A 24,391-nucleotide genomic window follows, 5' to 3' on the forward strand; every position below is an offset into this window, starting at 1 on the left:
GTTACTTCTTTGTAAATTGTATAAAGAAGATTATTAACCCTTTTCTCCAAATACACAAAGTTTTATCAAAGCTAATAATGCTTTCCTCCAAATCTCGTTCTAAATTTTATTTTAGACAAGTTAAAATTTCCATCAATTGATCTTGCTTTTTTTAACTTGAGTAATCCAACTCCACATATTATAACTGGATAACTATCTTGTATAAAAAGAACTTTTCCTACATCTCTATTTTCCACAACAACATCTTCAATAACTTCTGCCTCTTCAATAACAATAATTTCATCCTTAATATTTGTTTTCGCACCACTATATGGATATCCTAAAGCATCAATTGTCCTATTAATGACATCAGCATTTTGCGACCAGTCTATGAAGTAATCTTCTTCATTTCTCCATACACTATATGAAGCTTCATCCTCATTTTGAGTGTTTCTTATTATACTCTCTTCATTAAGTATTTTATCAACAACTTCACAGACGATTTTTTGATATAATGTTGATATCAAATCAATTGCTTCCGAAATTTTAATGGGATATCGAATTTCCATTTTATTTTGTAATATGATTGGTCCCCTATCAAAATCTTCATTTGCAAAAAATGCTGTAACTCCTATTTCTCTTTCCCCGTTAATTAACATATTCACGAGAGGAGAAAAACCTCTATATTTAGGTAAAATAGAATCGTGAAGGACTATTAGTTTTTTGCAATCAGAAATCATCCACCGCCAGCCAATTGCAAATTTATAGCCATCATATTTGGGATAATTGTCATCTTTATTAAAATGTTTTATCCTGGATTCAACGCACAGCAGCGATAATTCATCAAAATAATCATTTTGAACTGCTGGATCTCTTGATAGTACCACGTATTCAATAATATCAGCTGAATATTTTTCTATTAATGTTTTTAATACTTCAAGTCCTCTTTTATTCATTAAGTATAAGACTACTTTATGCATCTGTATTTACCTCCATTGTTTAATTCTATTTATTTTCCTTTAAAAATCCATCATTTTTAATATTTTAAATTCATCCCAATAATTCTTTTCTAAATCAAATTTTTTTATTGTGAGGTAGAGCAAGCACCATGATAGTGTCAATTAATGATTAAATAAATTTCTAAATGATATTAAAATAATAATCCCATTTTGTAATTTTAATTTTACTTAATCTTAATGAATCTATGTTAATAGACCATTTTGTACATATTTATATTGTATTTATTCTTTATTTCTCTCCTATTATTAGTTCTAGGTTATCTATTGCACCATTTTCCCTTATGATTTTCTTCACTGTTTCTCTACTAATATCCACAGGTATTGATAGTACTGCTGCTTTTTTTCTAACTCACTTCAGCAGACTTATCTAAAATATTTCCTTTTAGATTACTTTCTATCCTTTCATATTTCTCTATGCCTAGTAATTCATCAAATATATATACATAATTATTTTTTCTATGTTTTTATAATAAACCTTTTCAAATTCTAATTCCCCAAATCTAGTGATTAAGGTTTTTTTATGTTTTTTGGGCAATTGCATTATATCAAATTGAGGATTATTCTCTATATTTTTTTGTTTTTTGTCCAACAATTATTTTACACTAAGCTACTTAACATAGAGATTCAAATGAACAATTATATTAAATTAGACCTACTTATTTTATATTTCAGTAATTAACATAGATATTTATATGATTTCATAAAATTTTAATCCTTTAATTTATTAGATTTTAAAATATACTACGGTATATAAGTTAGTCTTGATCTCACAACCGCATCTCCATATGGTCTTCCTTTATATTCTCTTTGAAGCTTTCTTCGTTGCTGCCTTGATAATTTATAATTCAAGTTCTCTACAATATCATATCCATAGTTGTTGAGTATTTTATTTACATATTCTATTGATTTCTGATTAATATTACAATATTTTTCAATTGTGTATTTTGAAATTTTCATTGATTCTTTTACCTTTCTTGCAGCTTCAACTATCTCTTCATCTGGAAATAATATATTTTTACCATTATTATAAAATAAATCATGTATTTTTTGATTCCATTTAGGACTTTGTTTAAATAGAACCTTATTAGAAAAATTCGCAAAATTTTCATCTTTGCCCATCTTAACCGCAAATGCACACTGTAATCCTGGCCTTTTGAAAGGTTGTAATCCAATCAATTTAAATGGTTGATTTTCATCATATTCAATCATAATATTATAATAAGCTCTTAAACACCCTATACCATCTTCTTTTATCAAATAATCATTCTTCTCTGAATCATAATAATGAGTTGCAAAAAATGCCGCTACTGCAATATCACTTGTAACATCAAGTAAATTTGTATTTAATTCATAGTGCTGAGCGAGTGCAATGAAGTCAACATCACAATAATCTTGAAGTGCATAATTTACTTGTGGAAATTGTTTGATTATCAGCTCGAATTCTAATATTTTTAATTCATCAATAACAATTAAATCTTGTTTGCGATATCCATCTTTTCCAGCATCTTCTGGCCTTTTAATTCGGAATATGCTTGGGACACAGGGATAAAGATCATCATAGTCATTGTTCTCTCCTCTGAAATATCCGATAAACATATTATGAGGAAAAGCACCTATTGTTCCATCTGGCATTTCCATTATATTAAAATGGAGATTTCTTTTTAAATACCCAAATGATTTATCTTTGAGGTTGATAATTGGATTCCCATCTTCAAGCTTTCGGATAGCTTCGAAGATATCTTCATATATCATTCTATCACTCATATGTGTGTTACCTCCGCATAACTGGATTATTTTTTACGAAAATATCCTAAATCTTGAGTTCTTCTAATGTAAAGTTATTGTTGTTCAGCGTAATTCTCTGTAAGGACAGCATCAACATATGGAATTGCTGAGCTTATGTGCACATTCATCACATCATTTGGCTTAATTTTTTTGGGTTAAATGTACTCTCATGAACTGCGAATATGCCCTCATCCTTAATACAGGAAGTTTTTCAACATTTATTTCTACTTTGGGATTGATACCCCAATTAGTTATATCTTTCAGAAGAGTCCTTGCTTCATTTTTTAAGTAATCTTTTTCATTTAAACGATCACTTATTGTACTGTTAAAGCGTCTACCTTCTTCCCATTCATTAGCTATACTTGGCAGGTTGTAAACTTCATTTTGGATAGCTGTTATAAGTGATGAGTCTTTTTTAATTTATTAATAAACTTCCTTAAATTATAACTTTCATTATCAATAACTGGCGTAAAGGCATTAGCCAATTTGCAGTTAATTTGCAAACTATCTCCATTTATAAAAGCATCATATTCTGCCTTGATAAACTGTTTAGCCGTAAATAGCATCAAACAAGGTATTTCAGAAAATATGTCTAAAAATTTTTCAAATAAATCGTTTTATGGTATTAGTTCAATAACATTGTAAATGTAAGAACAAGGTGCATATTTATTTTCTGATAAAAAAGCTTTATGAAAAAATCCTTTTCTCGTATTTGATTGGAAATTCAATAATTCTCTTATTATATTGGTATCTATGAGTATTAAGTCATATTCATTGCTCCCTATTTTTTTTCATATCACTTCAGCCTCCATAGGTATGCCACTTTTTTATAGTCTTGCCCTTCACACACTATGTTTATGAGATGTAATCATCTATAATTTATATTTCAAAGCAGACTCAAACAATTCATATCCTTCTGGCTTAAAATAAATATGTCTCTTTTACCCACCAATATCTTTAATGCTCCATTACTCGATCCCATTATCAAAATGCCAGTAATCTCAAGTTACCCAAAAATATACCAGGAAATGCTCATTTAAATCTCATACCTAACAAGTTTTTGGTGCCAAACACACATTTTCCTATTCTTCACGATTTTTTTATTCTTCAAAAGCCTGTTCTAGTCGAATTTCTTAGATTACAATTAACTCATTAACTCAAGCGACAAGCACGGAACTTTTAATTTTCTTTGAATATTTCTTTTTTTACAACTGTACCCATTGATATTCCAATATTTAAATAAGTTAATATTCATGTGACATCCACGTGCACTTTTCCCTGATCCTACTAATGAATTTCTTTAAGCCTTCAATATGTAATAATTTAATGTAATTTATAATTAGTTACTTAGTCTTTCCAATCACTACCTCAATGATGTCACAAATAGCCTCATCTCGTACTTCTTTATCTTGAATTTTTTCTAATATTCTTTCACAATACAAATTATTATTATCTAATCTAATAAGCCTCATCGTTTCATGTGCAGTCTTTCTCATTCTATCTTCTAATACAAAAAGCAATGATGATACTGCTTCAATAATAACACTTGATGATAAACTATGCCAATTAAGATCTCCAGAAATAACAGATTTGAATATTATTGCAATGCCAATAACAACTCCAAAACAGCTAATTACAAATGTTATATTAGCCTTTTTAAAAACATTTGAGTAATATTCCATTAATATACTTTTTTCATTTTTTTCTTTATTCATTCTATACCATTTCCTTTCCTCAACTACCAATTTATATTTTCATTGCTACATTCCAATAAAACCCACTATTTCAGCATAAAACCAACCATGCTTATCTAAAATGAGCTAAAACCCGATTTATAAATCTTTTATTCTTAGGAAAATATGATGAGAATCCTCTATATCACCAAGAAACTCTTTAAATTCATACAATAACGCAGTAAGCTCTTCTTTATCAACTCCATCCTTCTCATCTATCATTACTTTAATATTATGAATCGAATATCAACACTTAAAGATGAATTAATCGCATACCCTATTACAATATTTACACTAGATGCGTTAATAGTTCCAGTGGATGCAGAACTTTGTCTTTCTTACAAAACTCCTCTCTCTATATCCTCAACATATGTTAATAAGCATGGTAAAATTCAAACCTTCCAGAAATCTGATATGTATACCGCATAATTTGATACTAACCTACTGCTTCAATTTTTCAAACAATAACTGCAAATTATTTTGTATATGCACTGGGATTTCTATATCATATTAGTTTACAAAGTCTAATATGCTTAGAATCACTTTTTACTAATTGTTCTAAGCATATTTTTATATTTATAATATCGTATATTTTATTGAATTTTAAATATATAAAAGAAATCGATAAAAAACATCCAAGTAATTCACTTGGATGCTTTTTATCAAAATATCAATCGAAATAATCTGCAGCTTTTATCGCTTCTATCATACTTGATTCATTTGCTGTGCCTTTTCCTGCTTTGCCAAATGCTGTTCCGTGGTCAACAGATGTCCTTACAATAGGTAATCCTACTGTTATATTTACCCCTTCGTCGAATGCTAATAGTTTCATAGATATATGCCCTTGGTCGTGATACATGGCAACCACTATATCAAATTCACCTTTATAGGCTTTTAAAAATACTGTGTCTGGAGCGACTGGTCCTGTTACATCTACTCCTTCTTCTCTTGCTTTTAAAATAGCTGGTGAAATTTCTTCTATCTCTTCATTTCCAAATATGCCAGATTCTCCTGCATGAGGATTGAGCCCTGCAACTGCGATACTTGGGTTTTCGATACCCATTCTTTTTAATGTGTCATTTGCCAATACTATAGTGTCATATACTCTATCTTTTTTCACTCTGTTACATGCTTCTCTCAGCGATACATGCGTAGAAACATGAATCACTTTAAGTTTTTCACTCCAAAGCATCATAGCGTACTTTTTAGTATTGGTAAGATGCGCGAATATTTCTGTATGCCCATCGTAATTGTATCCTGCTAAATGGAGTGCTTCTTTGTTAAGAGGAGCCGTGACTACAGCTTTAATTTTCCCATCTAATGCCCATTTGATTGCAGTTTCTACGTATTTATATGCTGCATCACCACACAACTTTGATACTTTCCCAAACTCAAAATCATTTAAATCAATATCGACTACATTTACCACATTGATTTTTTCTTCATCAAAATCAAGAGTATCTTTAATCAAATTGACCTCTTTATTTATCCCTAATAATTTGATGAAGTGGTTAACAATTTTTTCACTTCCAAATATGATAGATTTTTTTCGATAATCATCATTTTTTAGTGCTTTTAGAGTTATTTCACACCCAATTCCTGCGGGATCTCCCATCGTTATCCCAATAAATTTCATTCTCTCACTTCCTTGATTTTTTCTAATGAATAAACTATAGCCTTTTCATCTCCAAATGCACCAGCTTTTGTAATAACTTTCATCTTATCATACACTCCACCGTCTAATCTCATCAATGGTATGCCGGTAATCACTTCTTCTTCAATGATTGACCCTCTAGCATTTAAAGCTTTAATAAATTCTATAGCCGTATCTCCACCTGTTATAAATAATCCACTGATGTCTAAACCCATTATGCCTGAGATAACTATCTTACTCAATATCTTTTGAGTGAAGTTACTTATCTCTTCTTTTGTCATAGAAAGCTCCTCTCCCTTTTTTAAAGCATTTATATAGTATTCATCTGAATATGATGTTGTCACTATTAGATCTTTATTTAAAGATATCAATTCCCTTATTTTTTCTACATAACTATTTATATCTCCATTTTCTAATAGTTTACTTATCTCTATTTTTACGATATCTATTCCTTTTTTAAGAGCATAGTTTACTTGTGCTTTACTCACATCACTTAAACTTCCTACGACTGCGATGGCACTTTTCTGAGGATATAATTTCTTAAATAGCTCGTTTGCTAAACCTGCTGAGCCTACCCATAAAACTTTTCTTTGGCTTTTAAAAACTTCATCAATTAATAAATGAAAATCGTCATTTTCTTCAATATCAAATATTTGAATGCGTTTTTCACTCAAATTCAAGTTATGTGCTCTAAGTTTATCTAAACTATTTACCTGTATATCTTCTTTATCAAAATCAGTAAATAAATCCTCTAAGTTATCTACTAAAACAGGTTTTTTAGGGTCTTTTGCAAACTCCGTCTGGGTGATTCTCTTTCCATTGACTAAATGTATCCCCCCTATAGTTGTCCTCCCAATGTCTGGAAAACTCGGTGCAAATACTATTATATCTGGAGAACAGATCTCATCTATTGCTTTTATTTCACTAGATATATTGCCCCTTAAAGTAGAATCTACTTTTTTGTAAATTAAATCATAGTCATCTAAATTTACATTTTTTAATTCATAAAAAACTTCATCCTTAGCTTCTCCTGCTGTTAATGGTCTAGATTCAGTATCTAAAACATACGAATACCCATCATTTTTGATGTGTGCACCATTTAATACGACTTTAGTCTTTATACCTCTTTTTTTTAGCTGCACTCCTGTGTCATTAGCACCAGTAAAATCATCTGCAATTATCAGTATTTCGCCCATCATACACCACCTTTAGTTATTAACAAGAGCCTCTTGTTTTTTTATCTTTCTCTTATCAAGATAAGACACTAACAGTGGACATAAAATCGCAGTGACTATGACAGCGGCAGCTATCTGAGCTGTTGATGTAGCCACATATGCTTCAAGACTTGGGTCAGCTAATGCTAATGCCGCAGGCGTACCAACTGCATTTCCAGCTGTAGTACCTATAGCTGCTCCGACTGCTTTTCTTTCTCCAAATAATCCTGATGCAAAATACCCTGCAAGCCCTGTCAGTACTGTAACCATAACACCCAATACCAGTCCTGGCAATCCTGCTTCAATTATAGTTCTAAAGTCCAATGCAGCACCCAATGGAAAAGCAAAAAACGGTATCAATAAAGTTGTGCCCTTCCCTAAAAATTCTCTTAAATCTTCATCTAAATTTCCCAATATAAATCCTATGGCTATTGGAACTAATACAGCTATAAATGCCATAAAAGGTATTTGTGCTAGTCCAGTTATGCCAAAGGCAAGCATTGTAAAGAAAGGTCCGTCATTTAATGACAATATAGATATTGCACCTACATCTGTCGAATCTCCATATTGCCCTGCTAATGCAGCATAAAGCCCTCCGTTTGAATTTGTGATAGCTCCAACTAATGCTAACGGCGTAAGCCCCAATACTCCGGCATTGCCATAAGTCTTACCTACAAACCACCCTATGACAGCGCCTACTATAAATTTGACTGCTGTTAAAACTACACCTTTATACAAAGGTTTTCCTGCTTGCTTTACATTTATCTGAGCACCGTTGCACAATACAAACAAAGCAATCAACGCAGTTGCACTATTTTTAAATAAAGCTGTAGTAAAACCTCCTATTTCTAATGCTTGTGGTGTGAGAGTATTGATAGTAGCGCCTAATAGCAGTGGAACAACCATCAATCCACCAGGTATTTTTTGAATGTTTTTTAAAATTTTCATCCCTTACCCTCCTAAAATGTAGATATCATCTTATATATGCCAAACTCTCTGTGATTAAGTGATTCTGCTTTAGTGAATTTTCCGTTAATTACTTCTAGCATTTGAGAATATATTTCTTCTCCTACATCTGAAATTGTCTTTGTTCCGTCAATGATTGTCCCAGCATTTACATCTATATTATCTTTCATTCTTTCATAAGACTCTGGGTTTCCGCACACTTTTATAACCGGTGCAATAGCTGAGCCTGTAGGAGTTCCTCTGCCTGTGGTAAATATTATAAGAACAGCTCCACCTGCAAGCATTCCCGTGATTGATTCAATATCTTGTCCTGGAGTATCCATTATATACAATCCTTTGCCACTTGGCATATCTCCATATGCTAATACATCTTCAATTGTTCTCGTACCACCTTTATAAATGCAACCTAATGATTTTTCTTCGATAGTAGTTAATCCGCCCTCAATATTTCCTGGTGTGGGTTGCCCACTCCTTAAATCAACTCCCATAGTATTTGCTTTTTTCTCACAATCCAGCACTATCTTCATGATTTTTTGAGCTACTTCTTCATTTCTAGCCCTCTTTGCTAATATATGTTCTGCTCCAATAAATTCAGTTGTTTCAGAAAATATAGATGTCCCATTTAAATCCACTAATTTATCTGACACATACCCTACAGCTGGATTTGATGCAAGACCAGAAGTAGTGTCAGATCCACCGCATTCTATCCCAATGGTAATCTCTGATATATCAATCTCTTCTTTTTTCATCAAACTCAATTTTTCAGCCATCTCTCTCGCTTTTTTTACACCAACTGCTATAGTATTTACAGTCCCCTTGTTTTCTTGTATGACAACATAATCAACCATTTTCCCAGTCTTAGCTATTTCTTCACTTACCTTTTTTGTAGGTACCCCTTCACAGCCCAATCCAACAACCAATGCAGCGCCTACATTTGGATTTTTCCCAAAATTTACAAGTACTTTTGTAGTTAACTCTAAGTCAGGGCCGATTTGACAACACCCGTGTTGATTTGGTATGTACACCGCTCCATTTACTCTCTCTGATATCGCCTTAGCAACTTCACTTGCACAAACTGATGCGGGTATGATAAGCAAATGATTTCTTATACCTACTTTTCCATCTTCTCTTCTATATCCTTCTAATTTCATTTTGCATCAACCTCCAAATCTCCTCTTCCTCTTTCACTGACTACATTGTGTACATGAACGTATTCTCCTTCTTCTATGTCTTGTGTCGCTTGCCCTATTTCTTCGCCATATTTGAAAATCTCCTCACCTTTTTTTATGTCCTTTATAGCGAACTTATGCCCAAATGGAATGTCTTCTTTTAGCGTGATATTCTTTTCAGTTCCAAAGATATCCACTAAAACGTTTTCTCCTTTCGACAAATCTTTTACTGTAGTAGCTACATTGTCATCTTTATGAGCAACCACTGCCAATTTTAACATATAAACACCACCTTTTATTTTTGCAATATATTATTGCAATTATCGTGCCAATCAGTGCATATTGAAATTAAGAGGATCATAAAAATAAAAAAACATATAGGTTGCAGTTTGCAACATACATGTTTTAAAATAACACTATTCTTTTAATTTTCTCCATATCGTAGTCCTATCTACCCCGAGTATTTTTGAAGCTTCCTTAACACTTCCATTTTTAGAAGAAAGTACGTATTTCATGTATTCCTTGTTAAGCTCTTCTAAATTAAGATATTCGTCGACTACAAATTTATCGCTTTTTTCTTCGCTAATTAAGTCTTTGTCTGTACTTTCCACGCATATATGAGTCAGATCTATTTCATCAGTATCTGTCAATATACAAGCTCTCTCTATCATTGCTTCTAGTTCTCTTACATTCCCCTGGTAATCATAATCAAGCAAGTAATTCAAACAATCGTCATTGATGAACCGTATATTTTTATGGTACTTTTTAGAGTACTTCTCCAAAAAGTGCTTAGATAATACAACTATATCTTTTCTTCTTTCTTTTAAATCCGGTATATTAAGAGGCAATATGTTGATTCTATAATACAGATCTTTTCTAAACTTGCCATCATGTACCAATTCCTTTAAATTTCTATTTGTTCCGCATATAATTCTCACATCGACAGGAAGGACTTTATCATCTCCAATTCTCATAACCTCTTTTTCTTGTAAAATCCTCAACAACCTTCCTTGAAGTTCGATCGGCAGCTCGCTAATTTCATCTAAAAAAATCGTGCCTTTATGCGCTAACTCAAACAGCCCTGGCTTTCCTTTCTTCCTTGCTCCGGTAAATGCACCCTCAACATATCCGAACAGCTCGCTTTCTATCAAGTTAGCTGGCAATGCTGCACAATTGATAGCTACAAAAGGCCCTTTATTTCTCACACTGAAGTTATGAATGCTCTGCGAAAATAGCTCTTTGCCTACTCCAGTAGATCCTGTTATTAGAATTGGCGAATCGTATTTAGCATATCTTTTAGCTATATCTATAGCGTTTCTCATGATTTCACTTTGATATACTATATCTGAAAAATTGTATTTAGCCACAAATCCTTTATTTGACAGCATCATCCTTAGATTGTTTTCTAGTTCTTGCAGTTCAGTTACATCATTGAATGTAGCTACGACTCCTTTTACTTTTTTATCAACAATGATTGGCACCCTATTGGTTGCAATTTTTAAACCATTCACATCTTGCAATTTGCCCAACTCAGCTGTCTTATTTTTTAAAACTTGATCTAATCTAGTAGATGGTATGACATCTTTAATTTTCATCCCAATTACATTTTCCTCAAGCTTAAACATTTCTTTAGCCTTGTTATTTACAAGAGTTATTTTTTCATCTTCATCTATAGAGATTATGCCATCGTGTACAAAATCAACAATTGCTCTAAACCTCTCATTTCTCTCTTGTTCAGCCTTGGACAGCATAAGCACTCTTTGTGCATCTTTAATAGCGCTGATAAGCGAATCTATCCCTGTTTTAATCACATAACTTTTGCAATTCATCTTACTGCTGACTCTGCTTCCTATGGTATCTCCGACAAACACTCTTATACCTTGGTCAATGTATGGTTTTATGACTTCTTCAGCTTTTTCTTCTTTATTTATCTCAATCTTTACAATATCTAGATTTAGCAATTCGCTAATTAAATCCGAACCCCATATTACATTGCCATAACCTACAAGCCCGATCTTGCCTTTGTAGTCTTTAAGCTCAATGAAGCCTCTCAATAAATCAAAAGAAGTCACAGCAATCTCAACAACAGGTATATCTACCTCTTTTTTTATCATGCTGTATGTTCCACCTCTAGATATGATTATCTTTGCACCTTCTTTTACAGCTTTTTTCGCCTCAACCACACCTTGACTCAAATCTCCAAAAATAACTTCTACATCTTCATAGTTTTTATCTTCAACTACTTTATTCGCCAGCTCATAAAGCTCCATAAAAGGAGCAATAATCACTATATCTTTCATTAAATCACCACTTTCACATACTATATGTATTATATCAAATGATGGGAGAAAATAATAAAAACCCCTATATTTATTAGGGATTTTTGTGATGAATTGATATGAATATATGTCATCAATTATTACGTTTCAGAACTTTCTTTGCTAGATTAAAAGTATTTGTTTTAATAAGTAAATTTATCATAACTGATTTTAATCTCAAAGAAAAAGAATCTTTACAGTACAAATCGACCAATTCATCGAATTCCATTGTCTTTAATCTATTCATGAATTCATCTCTTGAAGGGTGTTTTTCTGCTGACTTTAGAGCAGCTTTATTATATTCTAGGGCTTTTTTTATATCCACTTCTTCGGATTTCACACTGTCATTTAAAGTTTCAAATATTTTTTTGCCTTTAAGACTGTTCAATGTTATTAGTGAAGTCCCTAAATCATCCTTAAATGAATCAGTTACTTCTTCTATGCCCCAGAAATCAGCTAGAGTCATGTCACTATATCTTTTATATCCTTTAAACTTGCAGTTATAACACGATGGTCTTAGTGCTATGTCTTTTAGAAATGCTCTCATGTACATATCTTTATCTAATGTATGGAGATACTCTGTATTATTTGCAAACTCAAATAATACAGAGTATCTCTTCCATCCATATTTCTTATGTCTGAAAGAGATTCTCTTAGCTGTTGATTTTGCTTCTCTTTCCCTGTATTCTTTATATTTATTCCACATAAATGGCGATGGAACACCATGACAAACTAAATCTACACAAACTAAGTTATCGTAGTCTTTACCAAGATAACTTTTTAGTCCAGCTACTTGACATGGAGTGCCAGTAAACAAGACCAAACGATCATTATCTAAAAAATCTTTAACTTGCTTATATGTAGTACCAATGTTGCTTTGAACATATTTTGAGCCAGTAAACTTATCTAAAATTACATTCATATCATCAGAATAAAAGTGTTTAAGATTAAATTCTTTATCAAAACCTGCTCCAAATACTATTCCTTCATTACTTATAACTTCTTGAGCAATTAAAGAGAATATGCCTCCCGAAGAGCTAATTAACCTTATTTTATCATCTTTTGCTTGGCATGCATAAGCTATTAACATTTCGTTACCCATTGCCTCAGGCAATTTTTTAAGTGAAGGACAAATATTTACGCATTTATTACATTGAATGCAATATTCTATATTAACTCTAGGGTATAAAAACCCTTCTTCATCAAATTTCATTTCAACACAATCTTGAGGACAAATATTCATGCATGCATGACAACCAGTACACAAATTCTTATTTGTTAGTTTATCTTCTATCATATTATCACCCACTAATTCCTAGTAGAATCTAAAGCTTTCTGTAAATAATTTATTGAACGTTGTCTTTCGTGTTCTAAAATATCATTTACAGCAGAATAATCTACGTTTAAAATATCATCAATATCATAATTTCCCTTGAATTCTCTAAATTGCAATCCAAATATACTAAGGATATTATCGATCCTCGTGTACATTGATGGCCCCTCACTAAGTCTCTCGAAAACTAAGAAGGGTTTATTAAATATAATCGAAAATGCAACCCCATGAAATGAATCAGTAAATATGATTTTTGCTTCTCTAATATGTGCAATAAATGAACTTGGGTCTAATATATATGTATCTTTATTTTTTACATCCCCAAAGTTTATAATTTCTAGATTATTTTCTTCTGCTATCTTATTTATATATTTTTTCACATTATTGTCCATTTCTCCAAGAAAATATGTCATAATGAAATCTTTCTCAGGTAGAATTTCACCATTGCAAGATATTTCTATCCAACTTTCTTTATTTAAAGTTAAAGTTGGGTCTAATAAAATTTCCGCTTTTCTACCTGTTAATTCAAATATAATATCAGCTCCAGATTTCTCTCTTACTGAAAGTGCCTTAAATTCACTAAGCCATTCTTTATAAATAGACACATATTGGTCAGGAATAGTTTCAATTCCAAAACTAGGAGCATACGCAACTCTTTTCTCAATAGGAGCAAATTTTAGAAAGTCAACACAAAATCCACTTCTAAAGTTTGGATTCCATATTTGATCACTTCCAGCTAAAAAACATGAAAAATCTTCTTCTCGTACATCACAAAAATCTTTATTGATCATATAATCAGTTTCATTTATGTATTTATTACTCCATACTTTAAAATTTTCAATTCTTTGTTTTTGGATTTCTGAATATTTATTTGTTAATAATGTGTTTTTAGCTTTAATAATTCCAAATTTAAAAATATCTTTTAAAGTTTTATTTTGAATTCTCTTTATAATGTTTTTATTACTTGAAGTTGGAAAATTAATGATTGTAATTGGATCATACCCTAAAGATTTAACAGTCTCTTGAACTGCATAGTTTTGTAACCTGTTTCCATAATTATTGTAATCAATTATTGTGATAATACCTACTTTAGTCATTATACTTCCTTCTTTCATAATTTTTCATCCATCGTTTTAACTTTAAAGTATATAATTCTAACTTTAAACTTCGTAATCCGTTTCCGTAATATTTTTCATTGAAATAGATTTTATACTTATTGAAATATTCAATAATATCTTTACTATTTGCCTTTCTATTTACCGCATCGCAAAGTCTATAAATTATCAGAGCTCTAAGCCTATATTTTATTAAAGCATCTAGTATATCAGTATTTTTATTAATTCGATCTTCTAACAGAAGTCGATTTATCGAATGGAAATCGAGATCTATTTTGTCTAATGAAAAACTTGAAAGCTGTTTCTCATCATGTGAAACTCTATAATACGATAGATAATCATTTACAAAAGATATTTTTGCTTTTGTTGATAATAATAAACAGATGAATTCAAAATCTTCTCCCCATTGCACACCTAGAGGGAATAATAAGCTTTGTTTTTTTAAAAAATCTTTTTTTATTAATAAACATGATATATGTATTCTTGTTCTACCTAGTATAAAATTTTTCAGTAATTCATTTGTTCCAAAATTTGACTTACACTTTTTAACTGAACCATTTATTAAATTATAGCCACAATAGCAAATATCACTTCCTTCGGCAATAATTTGTTTATACATCTTCTCTAAATAATATTTATCATAATAATCATCTGAGTCTAGAAAGCATATGTAGTCTCCAGTAGCATTAGATATCCCAGCATTTCTTGCTGCTGCAACGCCTGAATTCTCTTGAAAAAAATATTTAATTCTATTATCATATGAAATTATTTCTTTTACTATTTCTTCTGTGTGGTCTTTACTGCCATCATTTACTATTATAGCTTCAAATTGATCAAAAGTTTGTTGTTGAACAGAATTAATTGTGTCTTTTATTGTCTTTTCAGCATTGTAAGCTGGTATTATTATGCTAATAATTGCTTTACTATCATTTGACATTTAATCACCCTTCTTTAAATCAAGTATTATTTTTCAATACTAGTGTTTAAATTTTTATTGTTTTCATAGATTGTTTAAAGTAAAATACGCTCATATCTATTTTAATCCTCACTTAATAAAAGTAACATATATATTTTTTAACAGTAACTTTTCGCTTCTTTTTAACAGGATTTATCTCCCAAACTTCCTTCGCCCAACTTAATCTATATGTGAGTCCCGCCATGCTCGTATACAGGATTATACCCTAATGGAGGAATTAAAGGATTGCCACTTTCGATATTTTATATTATTTTAGTTTGTAAATTTTGATTCTATCTTAGCTAGATTTTCAAATAGAATCTTTAAGACTAGTAATTCATAAGTAATTTAATCTCTGAAGAATATAGGATTAAACAGCTAGATTTAAAAACTCCTCTAGATTTTTATTTGTGACATCATTTTACTTCAATCATAATCGATCTCTTTTACAATTACTGTATGAATTATTCTTAATAATTTCCTGCATAGTGCTATTATAGCATGTTTCCCAGTAAGCTGATTTTTTCGCCTTGTGGTATAGTAGATATACCTTTCTTTAAATGCAATATTTGTTCTTATTATACCGAGTATTACTTGATACAATAATCTCCGAAGATCTTTGCACCATTTTTTGATTGTTGATGTTTGTAGTTTCTTTTCCCTAGAGCTATTTTCTATTAAAGAAAGACCTGCAATCTTTATAATTTGCTTTGGATTTTTGTATTGTCTAATATCCTAGTTTTGCAACTATGCCGCTTGCTGTTAGAAGACCAATGCCCTTAATTTGCACTATCTTCTTTATTTCATCTAATTGATTGCAAAGCTTAGTTATGCAATCATATATTTCTTCAATTTTATTTATACGGCCTTCATATTTATCTAAAAGAAATTTCAATTCTAGTTTTGCGAATGAATGTCCTTCTTTTATACCTATACTTCTTTTGCTTCCTATTACGAGCTTTTCTATCTTGCAATCCCCACACCCATTCTCATTTTTAAAGACAACATTTCATATATTTGATTTGGAGATAATTTTACAATTTCAGATGGAAGGCTATGTTGCTTTATTATTGTGATAAAGGATTTTGATTCCCAATTTACATATGCTACTTTATATTCAGGAAAATAAATATCAAGCCAATTATGTATTTGATTTTTAGTACGGGTTAAATCCTTAACTACTGTCCGCCTCAAATTCTTCGCATTCCTAAACTCTTCATATTCTCCTTCTAGTAGATTTAGCTTTTAGTATCTAGCATCCTTGATTAATTGAGCGATGATTTTAGTATCTTTTTTATCTGTTTTTGTTTGATTATTATCAGCAAACTCCTTCGGATTCTTTACATGCATTGAATTTACTGTAACAACAGTATAATCATTATCTTTAAATATCTAGCTATATTTAGCCAGTAATGTCCAGTAGGTTCCATGCCACTAATCACATGACTTTTATTTTCGGATAATTTGATTTCGTTGATCCCATTCTCAAACTCTAGATATCCCGAGATTGAATTAATAAATTTAATCGTTTCCCCCAGTTAAACCTTCTAATATCTTGTGCTCTTGCTCATAAAATTCTTTTGCTATGTCAACTCCAACAATTAAAGTTTCATCTGTTAATAGATTCAATCTTGCATTTTGTTTGTAATTCACAGTGAATCCTCCTTTAAATTGAGAAATTGTTTTCTTTCAATTATAATTATACTTTAATTTATTTGTGTAGTTTTCTATTTTCACCATATCACAGAAAGTTATATAGTTTTATTGATAATTCCCATAATTTTTATAATTTCACCTTACTTAACTTCAAATTAAAACTTATAATATTATTATTCCAACTATTCTTATTCAATAATTTCGTATTTTTTTATAATAATTTAAAATTTCTTTTCACCTACATTATTTTTAACAGCTATTAATTGCCTATATTCAAGAGAGCAGAAAATCTATATTTTATTAATGTCTTTTCGGCAGAAGCAGTTTTATTTGTTATTGTATTGTTAATTATTCGCTGAATCAGCTTAAAATCAATATCGAATTTATTGATGCTAAATGTTGAAAGGCGATTATAATAAAAATCTATTCTATGATTTGTTAAATAGTCTTTTACGAATGTTAGCCTTTTGTGCTAGCCAAAATTTCACAAAAGTACTCAAAAGCATCATTTCGTGATACTCTTTTTTTTTGAAATTTTGCATTAATTTTTTCTTAAATACATTTTTTATCATCCATTCAGTTGTATGAATTGCTGTTCCCACCAAAATGCAGTCAACTAGAATATCTGCTGATTTAAACTTAGTATTTATTTAATTTTTCATATGGGACTAACAGTATTATATCAACAACAGCATGCTTCAGCATATACCTTCTCTATATATTTAAACATTTTTCCCATAAAAGAGATTTGATAGAAATCATCTGAATCTAGAAACAAATATATTTCAATCGTGAAAAATTTAAACTTTGATCTCTATCTGCTGAAACACTTCCATTTGTCTGATAATAATATTCGAATCTATCAACTATGAAAGTATACTTTTGAACAACTTTGCTAATATCATCTTTACTACTATTGCCTATTATTACACCTCAATATATGAGTATGTTTGCTTAAATAAGGAGTCTAAAAAAGTAGAAATACTCTCTTCACCATTAATTACTGGTATAATCACAGAAACTATCTCATCGCTGTTTTCACTTCTCTTCAATGTATGGTTCATATGATATAACAATTTTTAAAAATATCGCTAATAGAAGAACTATACCACCTCGCATAACCTCACCCTTATAATTTGATAATAGTAACGTAATTACTAAAAACTTTGAGATTAACATATGTAGATTATTGTCAAATTTACTTGTAAGATTATTCATTATAGGCTTTCTGAGCAGAAATAGTATTATCGAGCCATATAAAATAGACAAATATATTATCCCCCCCATAAACATATCATTTACGTACCCAATATCTGACGGATTATAGCCTATAATTGTTCCTTGCCCACCATACAATCTAAAACCTTCTCCAAAAATAATTCCCCATCCCTCTGGTACTGATAAAAAATAACCCGCTAAAGCTACATAATTCCCTGTTTTTTCATTATATATAATTAAATTTATAGTGTCTTTAATTCCTCCTACAATCCAATCATATGTAAATGGAGAAATTATGCTTAAAGATAATATCCCTAGGATAATAATTATAATTGTTAGAATGGATATTCGCATCATTTTAAATGATATTTTACCTCTGAAAATAAAGTGTAGTACTACTGCAATTGGTGATAATCCGAAAATCAGCAACCCAAATCTTCCATTTAATAAAATTGTGACAAGAATGAATGGTAAGTAAACAAAGTACTTTCTGTCTTTAAATATTGATAGAAAGAAAGCTGTTGAAGCTAATATTCCGTGATATATAGGTGTAAAAAATGTATAATCTCCGCTTATGCCATATATCCTCATCCTAGATATAAATATATTTTCCTCACGATTCAAATAATACAACGACAAAGCAATATTCTTCAAAGAAGGAAATAAAATCATCAGAATTGTAATAAACCCTTGTAATAAAGATAAGTTTAGTAAGACTCTTATCATGTCATATTTATCAAATCCAATATATTTCATAAAATCAATAGCTATAATAATATGAAATATTTGAACAACTATAAACAAGTTTTGCATTATTCGAATATCATAAGAATCTAACGATGCTCTTATAGCAAAATATAATGCTGATAAAAATATTCCAATTATTAGTAAAAAAATATTCTTATCAACTTTAATAAGACTAGCTTTAGATTTACATGTAGTTATCCACGGTATTAACATAAATATTAAAAGCAAACCTGAAAACACTTCAATTTTAACTCCAATTAACAAATCACTTACACGGGGCATATAAAATATAAAAAATAAATATAAATATATGTATGATTTTATCAACTTCGCATTTCTAGATTTGTTTTTTTTTATCAATCTTCTGTCCTCCCAAATATAAATATTGAGATAAAAAATATATTAATATCTCTAAATATTATTAAAATATGTCCAATTTAAATTTATTGGTTCTCTAACTTTGTTATCTATGCTGAATATAAGAATCTCTTGTTCAATGATTTACTTCCCTAATGACTTTCCTAGTAATAGGTTTATATTATTTCCCAAAAAAGTCTCTACTATCTTGTCTAAAAATCTTAATCATTCCATAAATTTAAATCAACTCTTTATCTCAAGCTGCCTCTCTTAATCATCTCAAATAATTAGCTACAGTAGATTTACATTTAACATCTCTAAAAATCTGAATAAACACAATTCTTCTCAGACAAAGATAAAACAACAATATTAAAAATCTTCAGTTTTTTAGGTAAATCTCTATGAAAGCCTAAAAAATGAATTCTGGCATATATCTCAGCTTCTCGGGATATTTCACATTATTACATACCATTAGAGATCATTCTTTTACAAATATCAAGTCATATATTCAAATTATTTATTTTCAGATTTTATTAATCGCGGTAATCTAATATTATAAAAGTCTATCAACTCTACCACAAATTCTGTTATGAGTCTTATCTTTCATGATAGTTAACTCAATTTTTTTGTTTATAGTGACAATCATAAAATTATTGATGAAACAAAGTTAGTACCTTTTATCTATTATATTTGCTAGTAGTAGTCATTTCTTTGTAAATTAACTGAAGAGGCTATTATATATACATAAAATCTTTTTAATCATATTCTCAATATCATACATTTGAGCTTTTTTTATACACTCACCACTTACATTCACATAATACTCTTGCCTATCCAATAGCTCTTTTATCAATCTATTAAGTTCTTTTTCATCCCCTGTATCAAATAACAAACCAACATCTCTTACAATTTCTCTTAATCCATCAACATTACTTGCAATTACAGGTTTCCCAGATGCCATCCCTTCAGCTGCCGATAAGCCAAAACCCTCCCAATTTGATGATAATACTATTATATCAGATGTTTTCATAATCCGTGCTACGTCTTCTCTGTATCCCAAAAAATGAACTCGTTCAGATATACCTAAATCATTTGTTAACTTTTTACATTCTTCTAAAAGTGGTCCTTCTCCAACTAGAACCAGGTGAATATCTGAATTTAATTTTTTCATAGCTCTTATTAATGTAGGTTGATCTTTTGCTTCACTAAATCTAGCAACCATCGTGATAACCTTTGTTTCTTCGTTAAATTTGCTAACTATTTCTTCTTTTTTATATGGTAAAGCGTTACTAAATTTATCCATATCAATCCCATTATGTATAACTATAAACTTATCTCTACACTTTTCTTTTACCTTGAGCCAGTTCATCAAATTTTCCTGTGTTTTCTCGGATATGCTGATTATTTTATCGTATTTTCTATAAATGTATTTATCAATATGCTTAAAATATGATTTTTCTCTTCTTCTATTATGTGAACTATGCTCAGTTGTCACAAGTTTTATACTTTTATTCCTAAATAATGGTTTTGCTAAAGCAACCCAATATTGTGATGGAAATAAATGAACATGCAATATATCATAATTGCCTTTATTGACAAACTTAGCAATATCTATTGCATTGAGTGGATTATATATTTTTCTCCTTTGTAACACATTTACTTTGATTCCATTTTTTATTAATTCTTTATCAAATACATTTTTTTCATCGGTTAAAAGTAACAGCTCACATTCTATTTCATCATAACTATTTAGTCTGGGTAATAAATCTGCAATTAATCGTTCTGCTCCACCTGATCCCAAGTTGTTGATTATATGAAGTATCCTCATGTTCTTCTACTCTCCTGTTAAATACTTAGTGTATATTTCTTCCATATCTTTAGATACATTTTCAAGTGAATATCTCTTTATTAAATTTAAACTAGCTTCACTAAATTTTCTATACAATGTATCATCTGAATAAATTTTATAAATTGAATTAGCAAACCCTTCAATATCATCAATGTCTACTACATATCCATTAATTCCATTTTTTACTAAATCTCGATTGCCTCTACAATTTGTCACAACAAGAGGTAATCCTGTAACCATAGCCTCCATTACATTTACGGGGAGGCCTTCTCTTTTAGATGAAGATACTGCAACATCTGATATTTGCAATAAACTATTTATATCATTTCTATATCCTAGAAAATAAATTGAATCATTTAATTTCATTTTAGCAACTAAGCTCTTATATTCATTCAACTTTATACCTTTTCCAGCTAACAATAATTTTATATTAGGAATTTTCGATTTTAATCTGCCAACAACTTCTATTAAAAAGTCTTGATGTTTATTCGAGTTTAATTCTCCTGCATAAAATAATATAAAATCATTTTGATTAAATCCATATTTTTCTCTCAATTTAATTTTATTGTCAGTTGTTTGTGGACTAAATTTTGTTAAATCAATACCAACACCATTTACTAGTTTCACTTCTTTTGCTTTAAATTTTGCCTTAGCAATATTGTAATCTTCTTCATTTATCGTGATAAGGCAATCAGTATATTTAGAAAGCCATTTTTCTACTGAGTAGTATATTATCCAGTTTTTTAGTGGTGCACCTTTATAAAAATGAAATCCATGAGCAGTATATATAACTTTTAGTTTGTCTTTCCTATATTCTTTTGCTGCTAATCTAGCTATTACGCCTCCAACAGGTGTGTGGCAATGGATTAGATCATAGTTATTCTGTTTGATTATTTTCTTCAAATCATGATATGCTTTTATATTTTGTTTTTTAAATGGACTTCTCTCGAAAGATATTTCCCATTTATTGTCTGTATATGGTATCTTTTCTTCTCCATTGCTTGCAACATCAACTTGGTTACCCATTTCTTTTAGCATTTTAATATAAGGGATATGAAATGTTTTTATATGTGAATCAACTGTTGCTACAAATAATATTTTAGACATTTTTTTCTCCTTATTTATTTAATTCTTTTTGCAGGAACTCCTACATAAGTCCCAGTTTCAGTTATATCTTTAATTACAACCGAGCCAGCCCCAACGGTTACATTGTCACAAATATTAATACCTTGAATAATTGCAGTTCCTGTGCCAACATTCACCTGTTCTTCAATTGTAACATTACCAGAGATATTTACACTTGGTAATATGGTACTAAAATCTCTGATTATTACATCATGGCCTACGGTTGTATCTATATTAATTATTACATGATTCCCAATTTGTATGTTAACTGTTAATATTGATCCTGCACAAATTATACACCCTTCTCCTAAATCTACATATTTTGAATGCATTACATTTGGGTGTATAAGTGTGGCAAACTTATTGTCAGTCAATTTTAATTTATCATATATTTGTTTCTTAATGTTACAATCACCAATTGCTATAACACAATAATAGTTTTTATCCATTAACCAATCAACATTACCTAATACTTTATATCCATATATATTCGTATTTTCCGTACAAACTATCATCTACAAAGCCTACTATGTTCCATTTTGGTTGTTTATTGTTAATTTCTTCAACAAGCCATGCAACTTCTCTTCCAAAGCCCCCAGCTCCAATGATAATTAGGTCTTTCATTTATTAACCTCCGCATTCCCTTTAAACAATTCCATAGGATTTTCACCATTAGCATTTATTCCTTCTCTAATAATTACTTTCCTAATTGTTTGAATTATTATCATAATATCCAATTTGAGTGTAATATTTGTTGCATATTTTACATCTAAATCAAACTTTTCTTCCCATGTAATTGCATTTCTCCCATTTACTTGTGCTAGTCCTGTTAGCCCTGGCCTTACTTTATTTCTTAGTCTTTGATGTGCATTGTACAATGGAAGATATTCAACTAACAGTGGTCTTGGACCAACTATGCTCATATCCCCTTTTAAAATATTAAACAGTTCCGGAAGTTCATCTATAGATGTAGATCTTAAAAATTTGCCGAATGGTGTTAGTCTCTCACTATCAGGGAGAAGATTCCCATTTTCGTCTTTATCATCTGTCATTGTTCTAAATTTATATATTGTAAATATTTTTTCATTTAATCCAGGCCTTTGTTGCTTAAAGATGACAGGAGAACCCAATTTTAATCTAACTAATATTGCAACTATTACTAATAGTGGACTTAATATTATTAGTGCTATTAGAGATAATATAAAATCAATTGGTCTTTTAAAATATCTTCTATATATGCCATTTGAGATGGTCAGTTGGTCAGTTGGAGAGTTTGAAGAGAAATCATCCCTTTTGGTTTCAGTTTGCATCTTAACTCCACAGCCCCTTTATAATCCCACATACTCTTTCAAGATCTTCATCCGTCATCTTTGTGTCTGATGGTAAACATACCCCGGTAGTAAACAATTTTTCGCTAACATTTCCGCCTATATAATCATATTTTTTAAAGAAAGGTTGCATATGCATTGGTTTCCATATTGGTCTTGATTCGATATTCTCTTTTTCTAATGCTTCCATAATATCTAATGGTGAAACATAAGATTCTTCACTCCGTTCAGAATGACAGTTATTTAATGTTATACAAGATAACCAATAATTAGGCTCATTCCACTCATTTATAGGCATGAATTCTATACCTTCAAGTTCGCCTAATTCTCTTTTATAGTATTCAAAGATATATTTCTTCTTAGCTACTCTTTTATCTAATACTTTTAGCTGACCTCTACCTATACCAGCTACTATATTGCTCATTCTATAATTAAAGCCTATTTCACTATGTTGATAATGTCTTGCCTTGTCCCTAGCTTGAGTAGCCCAAAATCTTACCTTGGCAATTCTTTCTTCATTATCACTTACAAGCATTCCTCCACCTGATGTAGTGATTATCTTATTTCCATTGAAGCTAAAAACCCCATATTTCCCAAATGTGCCAGTATATTTGCCTTTATACATTGTTCCTAAAGCTTCTGCGGAATCTTCAATTAATGTTATATCATGTTTATTGCATAGTTCTACTATCGGATCTAAATCGGCAGACAAACCGTATAAATGAACTAATACTAAGTACTTAGCATCTGGATGTGTTTTTATAGCTTTTTCTAAGACATTTGGATCTATATTCCAAGTTTTTTTATCACTATCTATAAATACTGGTATAGCATTTTCATATATGATAGGATTTGCTGAAGCAGAAAAAGT

The 24,391-nt window shown here is 30.3% G+C and carries 24 protein-coding genes and 1 pseudogene; all 25 read right to left on the reverse strand.

Annotation, left to right across the window (positions count from 1 at the left end; genetic code table 11):
* Positions 1–71: 71 nt before the first annotated feature.
* Positions 72–959: a formyltransferase family protein gene (locus tag BO51_RS00635; protein WP_496483066.1), complete on the reverse strand. Its 888-nt coding sequence runs from the start codon at positions 957–959 to the stop codon at positions 72–74.
* Positions 960–1,739: 780 nt separating this feature from the next.
* On the reverse strand, positions 1,740–2,762 hold the full coding sequence (locus tag BO51_RS00640; RefSeq protein WP_496483067.1) for an FRG domain-containing protein: 1,023 nt from the start codon (positions 2,760–2,762) through the stop codon (positions 1,740–1,742).
* 1,364 nt (positions 2,763–4,126) lie between these two features.
* Entirely contained in the window at positions 4,127–4,498 is a 372-nt protein-coding gene (locus BO51_RS00645) for a hypothetical protein (protein ID WP_496483068.1), read from the reverse strand.
* Between the two features lie 117 nt (positions 4,499–4,615).
* Positions 4,616–4,738, reverse strand: a complete 123-nt coding sequence (locus tag BO51_RS00650; protein WP_496483069.1) for a hypothetical protein — start codon at positions 4,736–4,738, stop codon at positions 4,616–4,618.
* Positions 4,739–5,186: 448 nt separating this feature from the next.
* On the reverse strand, positions 5,187–6,152 hold the full coding sequence (pdxA, locus tag BO51_RS00655) for a 4-hydroxythreonine-4-phosphate dehydrogenase PdxA (RefSeq protein ID WP_496483070.1): 966 nt from the start codon (positions 6,150–6,152) through the stop codon (positions 5,187–5,189).
* On the reverse strand, positions 6,149–7,366 hold the full coding sequence (locus tag BO51_RS00660) for a four-carbon acid sugar kinase family protein (RefSeq protein WP_496483071.1): 1,218 nt from the start codon (positions 7,364–7,366) through the stop codon (positions 6,149–6,151). The genes pdxA and BO51_RS00660 overlap by 4 nt, the downstream gene beginning before the upstream one ends.
* Positions 7,367–7,378: 12 nt before the next feature.
* On the reverse strand, positions 7,379–8,332 hold the full coding sequence (locus BO51_RS00665; RefSeq protein WP_496483072.1) for a 2-keto-3-deoxygluconate permease: 954 nt from the start codon (positions 8,330–8,332) through the stop codon (positions 7,379–7,381).
* Positions 8,333–8,343: 11 nt separating this feature from the next.
* On the reverse strand, positions 8,344–9,501 hold the full coding sequence (locus BO51_RS00670; protein ID WP_496483073.1) for a UxaA family hydrolase: 1,158 nt from the start codon (positions 9,499–9,501) through the stop codon (positions 8,344–8,346).
* Complete coding sequence (locus tag BO51_RS00675; protein ID WP_496483074.1) at positions 9,498–9,800, reverse strand: UxaA family hydrolase; 303 nt, start codon at positions 9,798–9,800, stop codon at positions 9,498–9,500. Before BO51_RS00675 ends, BO51_RS00670 begins: the two co-directional genes overlap by 4 nt.
* Before the next feature lie 135 nt (positions 9,801–9,935).
* Entirely contained in the window at positions 9,936–11,819 is a 1,884-nt protein-coding gene (locus BO51_RS00680) for a sigma 54-interacting transcriptional regulator (protein ID WP_496483075.1), read from the reverse strand.
* 112 nt (positions 11,820–11,931) lie between these two features.
* On the reverse strand, positions 11,932–13,134 hold the full coding sequence (locus BO51_RS00685; RefSeq protein ID WP_496483076.1) for a Coenzyme F420 hydrogenase/dehydrogenase, beta subunit C-terminal domain: 1,203 nt from the start codon (positions 13,132–13,134) through the stop codon (positions 11,932–11,934).
* Between the two features lie 11 nt (positions 13,135–13,145).
* Positions 13,146–14,285, reverse strand: coding sequence for a polysaccharide pyruvyl transferase family protein (locus BO51_RS00690; protein ID WP_496483077.1), 1,140 nt, complete (start codon positions 14,283–14,285; stop codon positions 13,146–13,148).
* Complete coding sequence (locus BO51_RS00695; RefSeq protein ID WP_496483078.1) at positions 14,260–15,222, reverse strand: glycosyltransferase family 2 protein; 963 nt, start codon at positions 15,220–15,222, stop codon at positions 14,260–14,262. Before BO51_RS00695 ends, BO51_RS00690 begins: the two co-directional genes overlap by 26 nt.
* Positions 15,223–15,666: 444 nt before the next feature.
* Positions 15,667–15,843, reverse strand: a complete 177-nt coding sequence (locus BO51_RS00700; RefSeq protein ID WP_496483079.1) for a hypothetical protein — start codon at positions 15,841–15,843, stop codon at positions 15,667–15,669.
* A 3-nt stretch (positions 15,844–15,846) separates the two neighbouring features.
* Positions 15,847–15,972, reverse strand: a pseudogene (locus tag BO51_RS00705) (IS110 family transposase); the annotation flags it as partial.
* A complete protein-coding gene (locus tag BO51_RS00710; protein WP_496483080.1) occupies positions 15,968–16,135 on the reverse strand; it encodes a hypothetical protein in 168 nt (55 codons plus the stop codon). The gene BO51_RS00710 and the pseudogene BO51_RS00705, both read right to left, overlap by 5 nt.
* 350 nt (positions 16,136–16,485) lie before the next feature.
* Entirely contained in the window at positions 16,486–16,632 is a 147-nt protein-coding gene (locus BO51_RS00715; RefSeq protein ID WP_496483091.1) for an IS110 family transposase, read from the reverse strand.
* Between the two features lie 129 nt (positions 16,633–16,761).
* Positions 16,762–16,893 carry a hypothetical protein gene (locus BO51_RS00720; protein ID WP_496483081.1) on the reverse strand — a complete coding sequence of 44 codons (132 nt, stop codon included), beginning with the start codon at positions 16,891–16,893 and terminating at the stop codon, positions 16,762–16,764.
* 1,041 nt (positions 16,894–17,934) lie between these two features.
* On the reverse strand, positions 17,935–19,221 hold the full coding sequence (locus BO51_RS00725) for a hypothetical protein (protein WP_496483082.1): 1,287 nt from the start codon (positions 19,219–19,221) through the stop codon (positions 17,935–17,937).
* A 715-nt stretch (positions 19,222–19,936) separates the two neighbouring features.
* Complete coding sequence (locus BO51_RS00730) at positions 19,937–21,046, reverse strand: glycosyltransferase (RefSeq protein WP_496483083.1); 1,110 nt, start codon at positions 21,044–21,046, stop codon at positions 19,937–19,939.
* A gap of 6 nt (positions 21,047–21,052) precedes the next feature.
* Complete coding sequence (locus BO51_RS00735) at positions 21,053–22,174, reverse strand: glycosyltransferase family 4 protein (protein ID WP_496483084.1); 1,122 nt, start codon at positions 22,172–22,174, stop codon at positions 21,053–21,055.
* Positions 22,175–22,188: 14 nt separating this feature from the next.
* On the reverse strand, positions 22,189–22,707 hold the full coding sequence (locus BO51_RS00740) for an acetyltransferase (protein ID WP_496483085.1): 519 nt from the start codon (positions 22,705–22,707) through the stop codon (positions 22,189–22,191).
* Positions 22,667–22,816, reverse strand: a complete 150-nt coding sequence (locus BO51_RS00745; protein WP_496483086.1) for a PglD-related sugar-binding protein — start codon at positions 22,814–22,816, stop codon at positions 22,667–22,669. Before BO51_RS00745 ends, BO51_RS00740 begins: the two co-directional genes overlap by 41 nt.
* Complete coding sequence (locus BO51_RS00750; protein ID WP_496483087.1) at positions 22,813–23,502, reverse strand: sugar transferase; 690 nt, start codon at positions 23,500–23,502, stop codon at positions 22,813–22,815. The genes BO51_RS00745 and BO51_RS00750 overlap by 4 nt, the downstream gene beginning before the upstream one ends.
* A gap of 1 nt (position 23,503) precedes the next feature.
* A partial coding sequence (locus BO51_RS00755; RefSeq protein ID WP_496483088.1) for a DegT/DnrJ/EryC1/StrS family aminotransferase occupies positions 23,504–24,391 on the reverse strand: 888 nt, incomplete at its 5' end.

This window comes from Soehngenia saccharolytica DSM 12858, assembly GCF_059568515.1.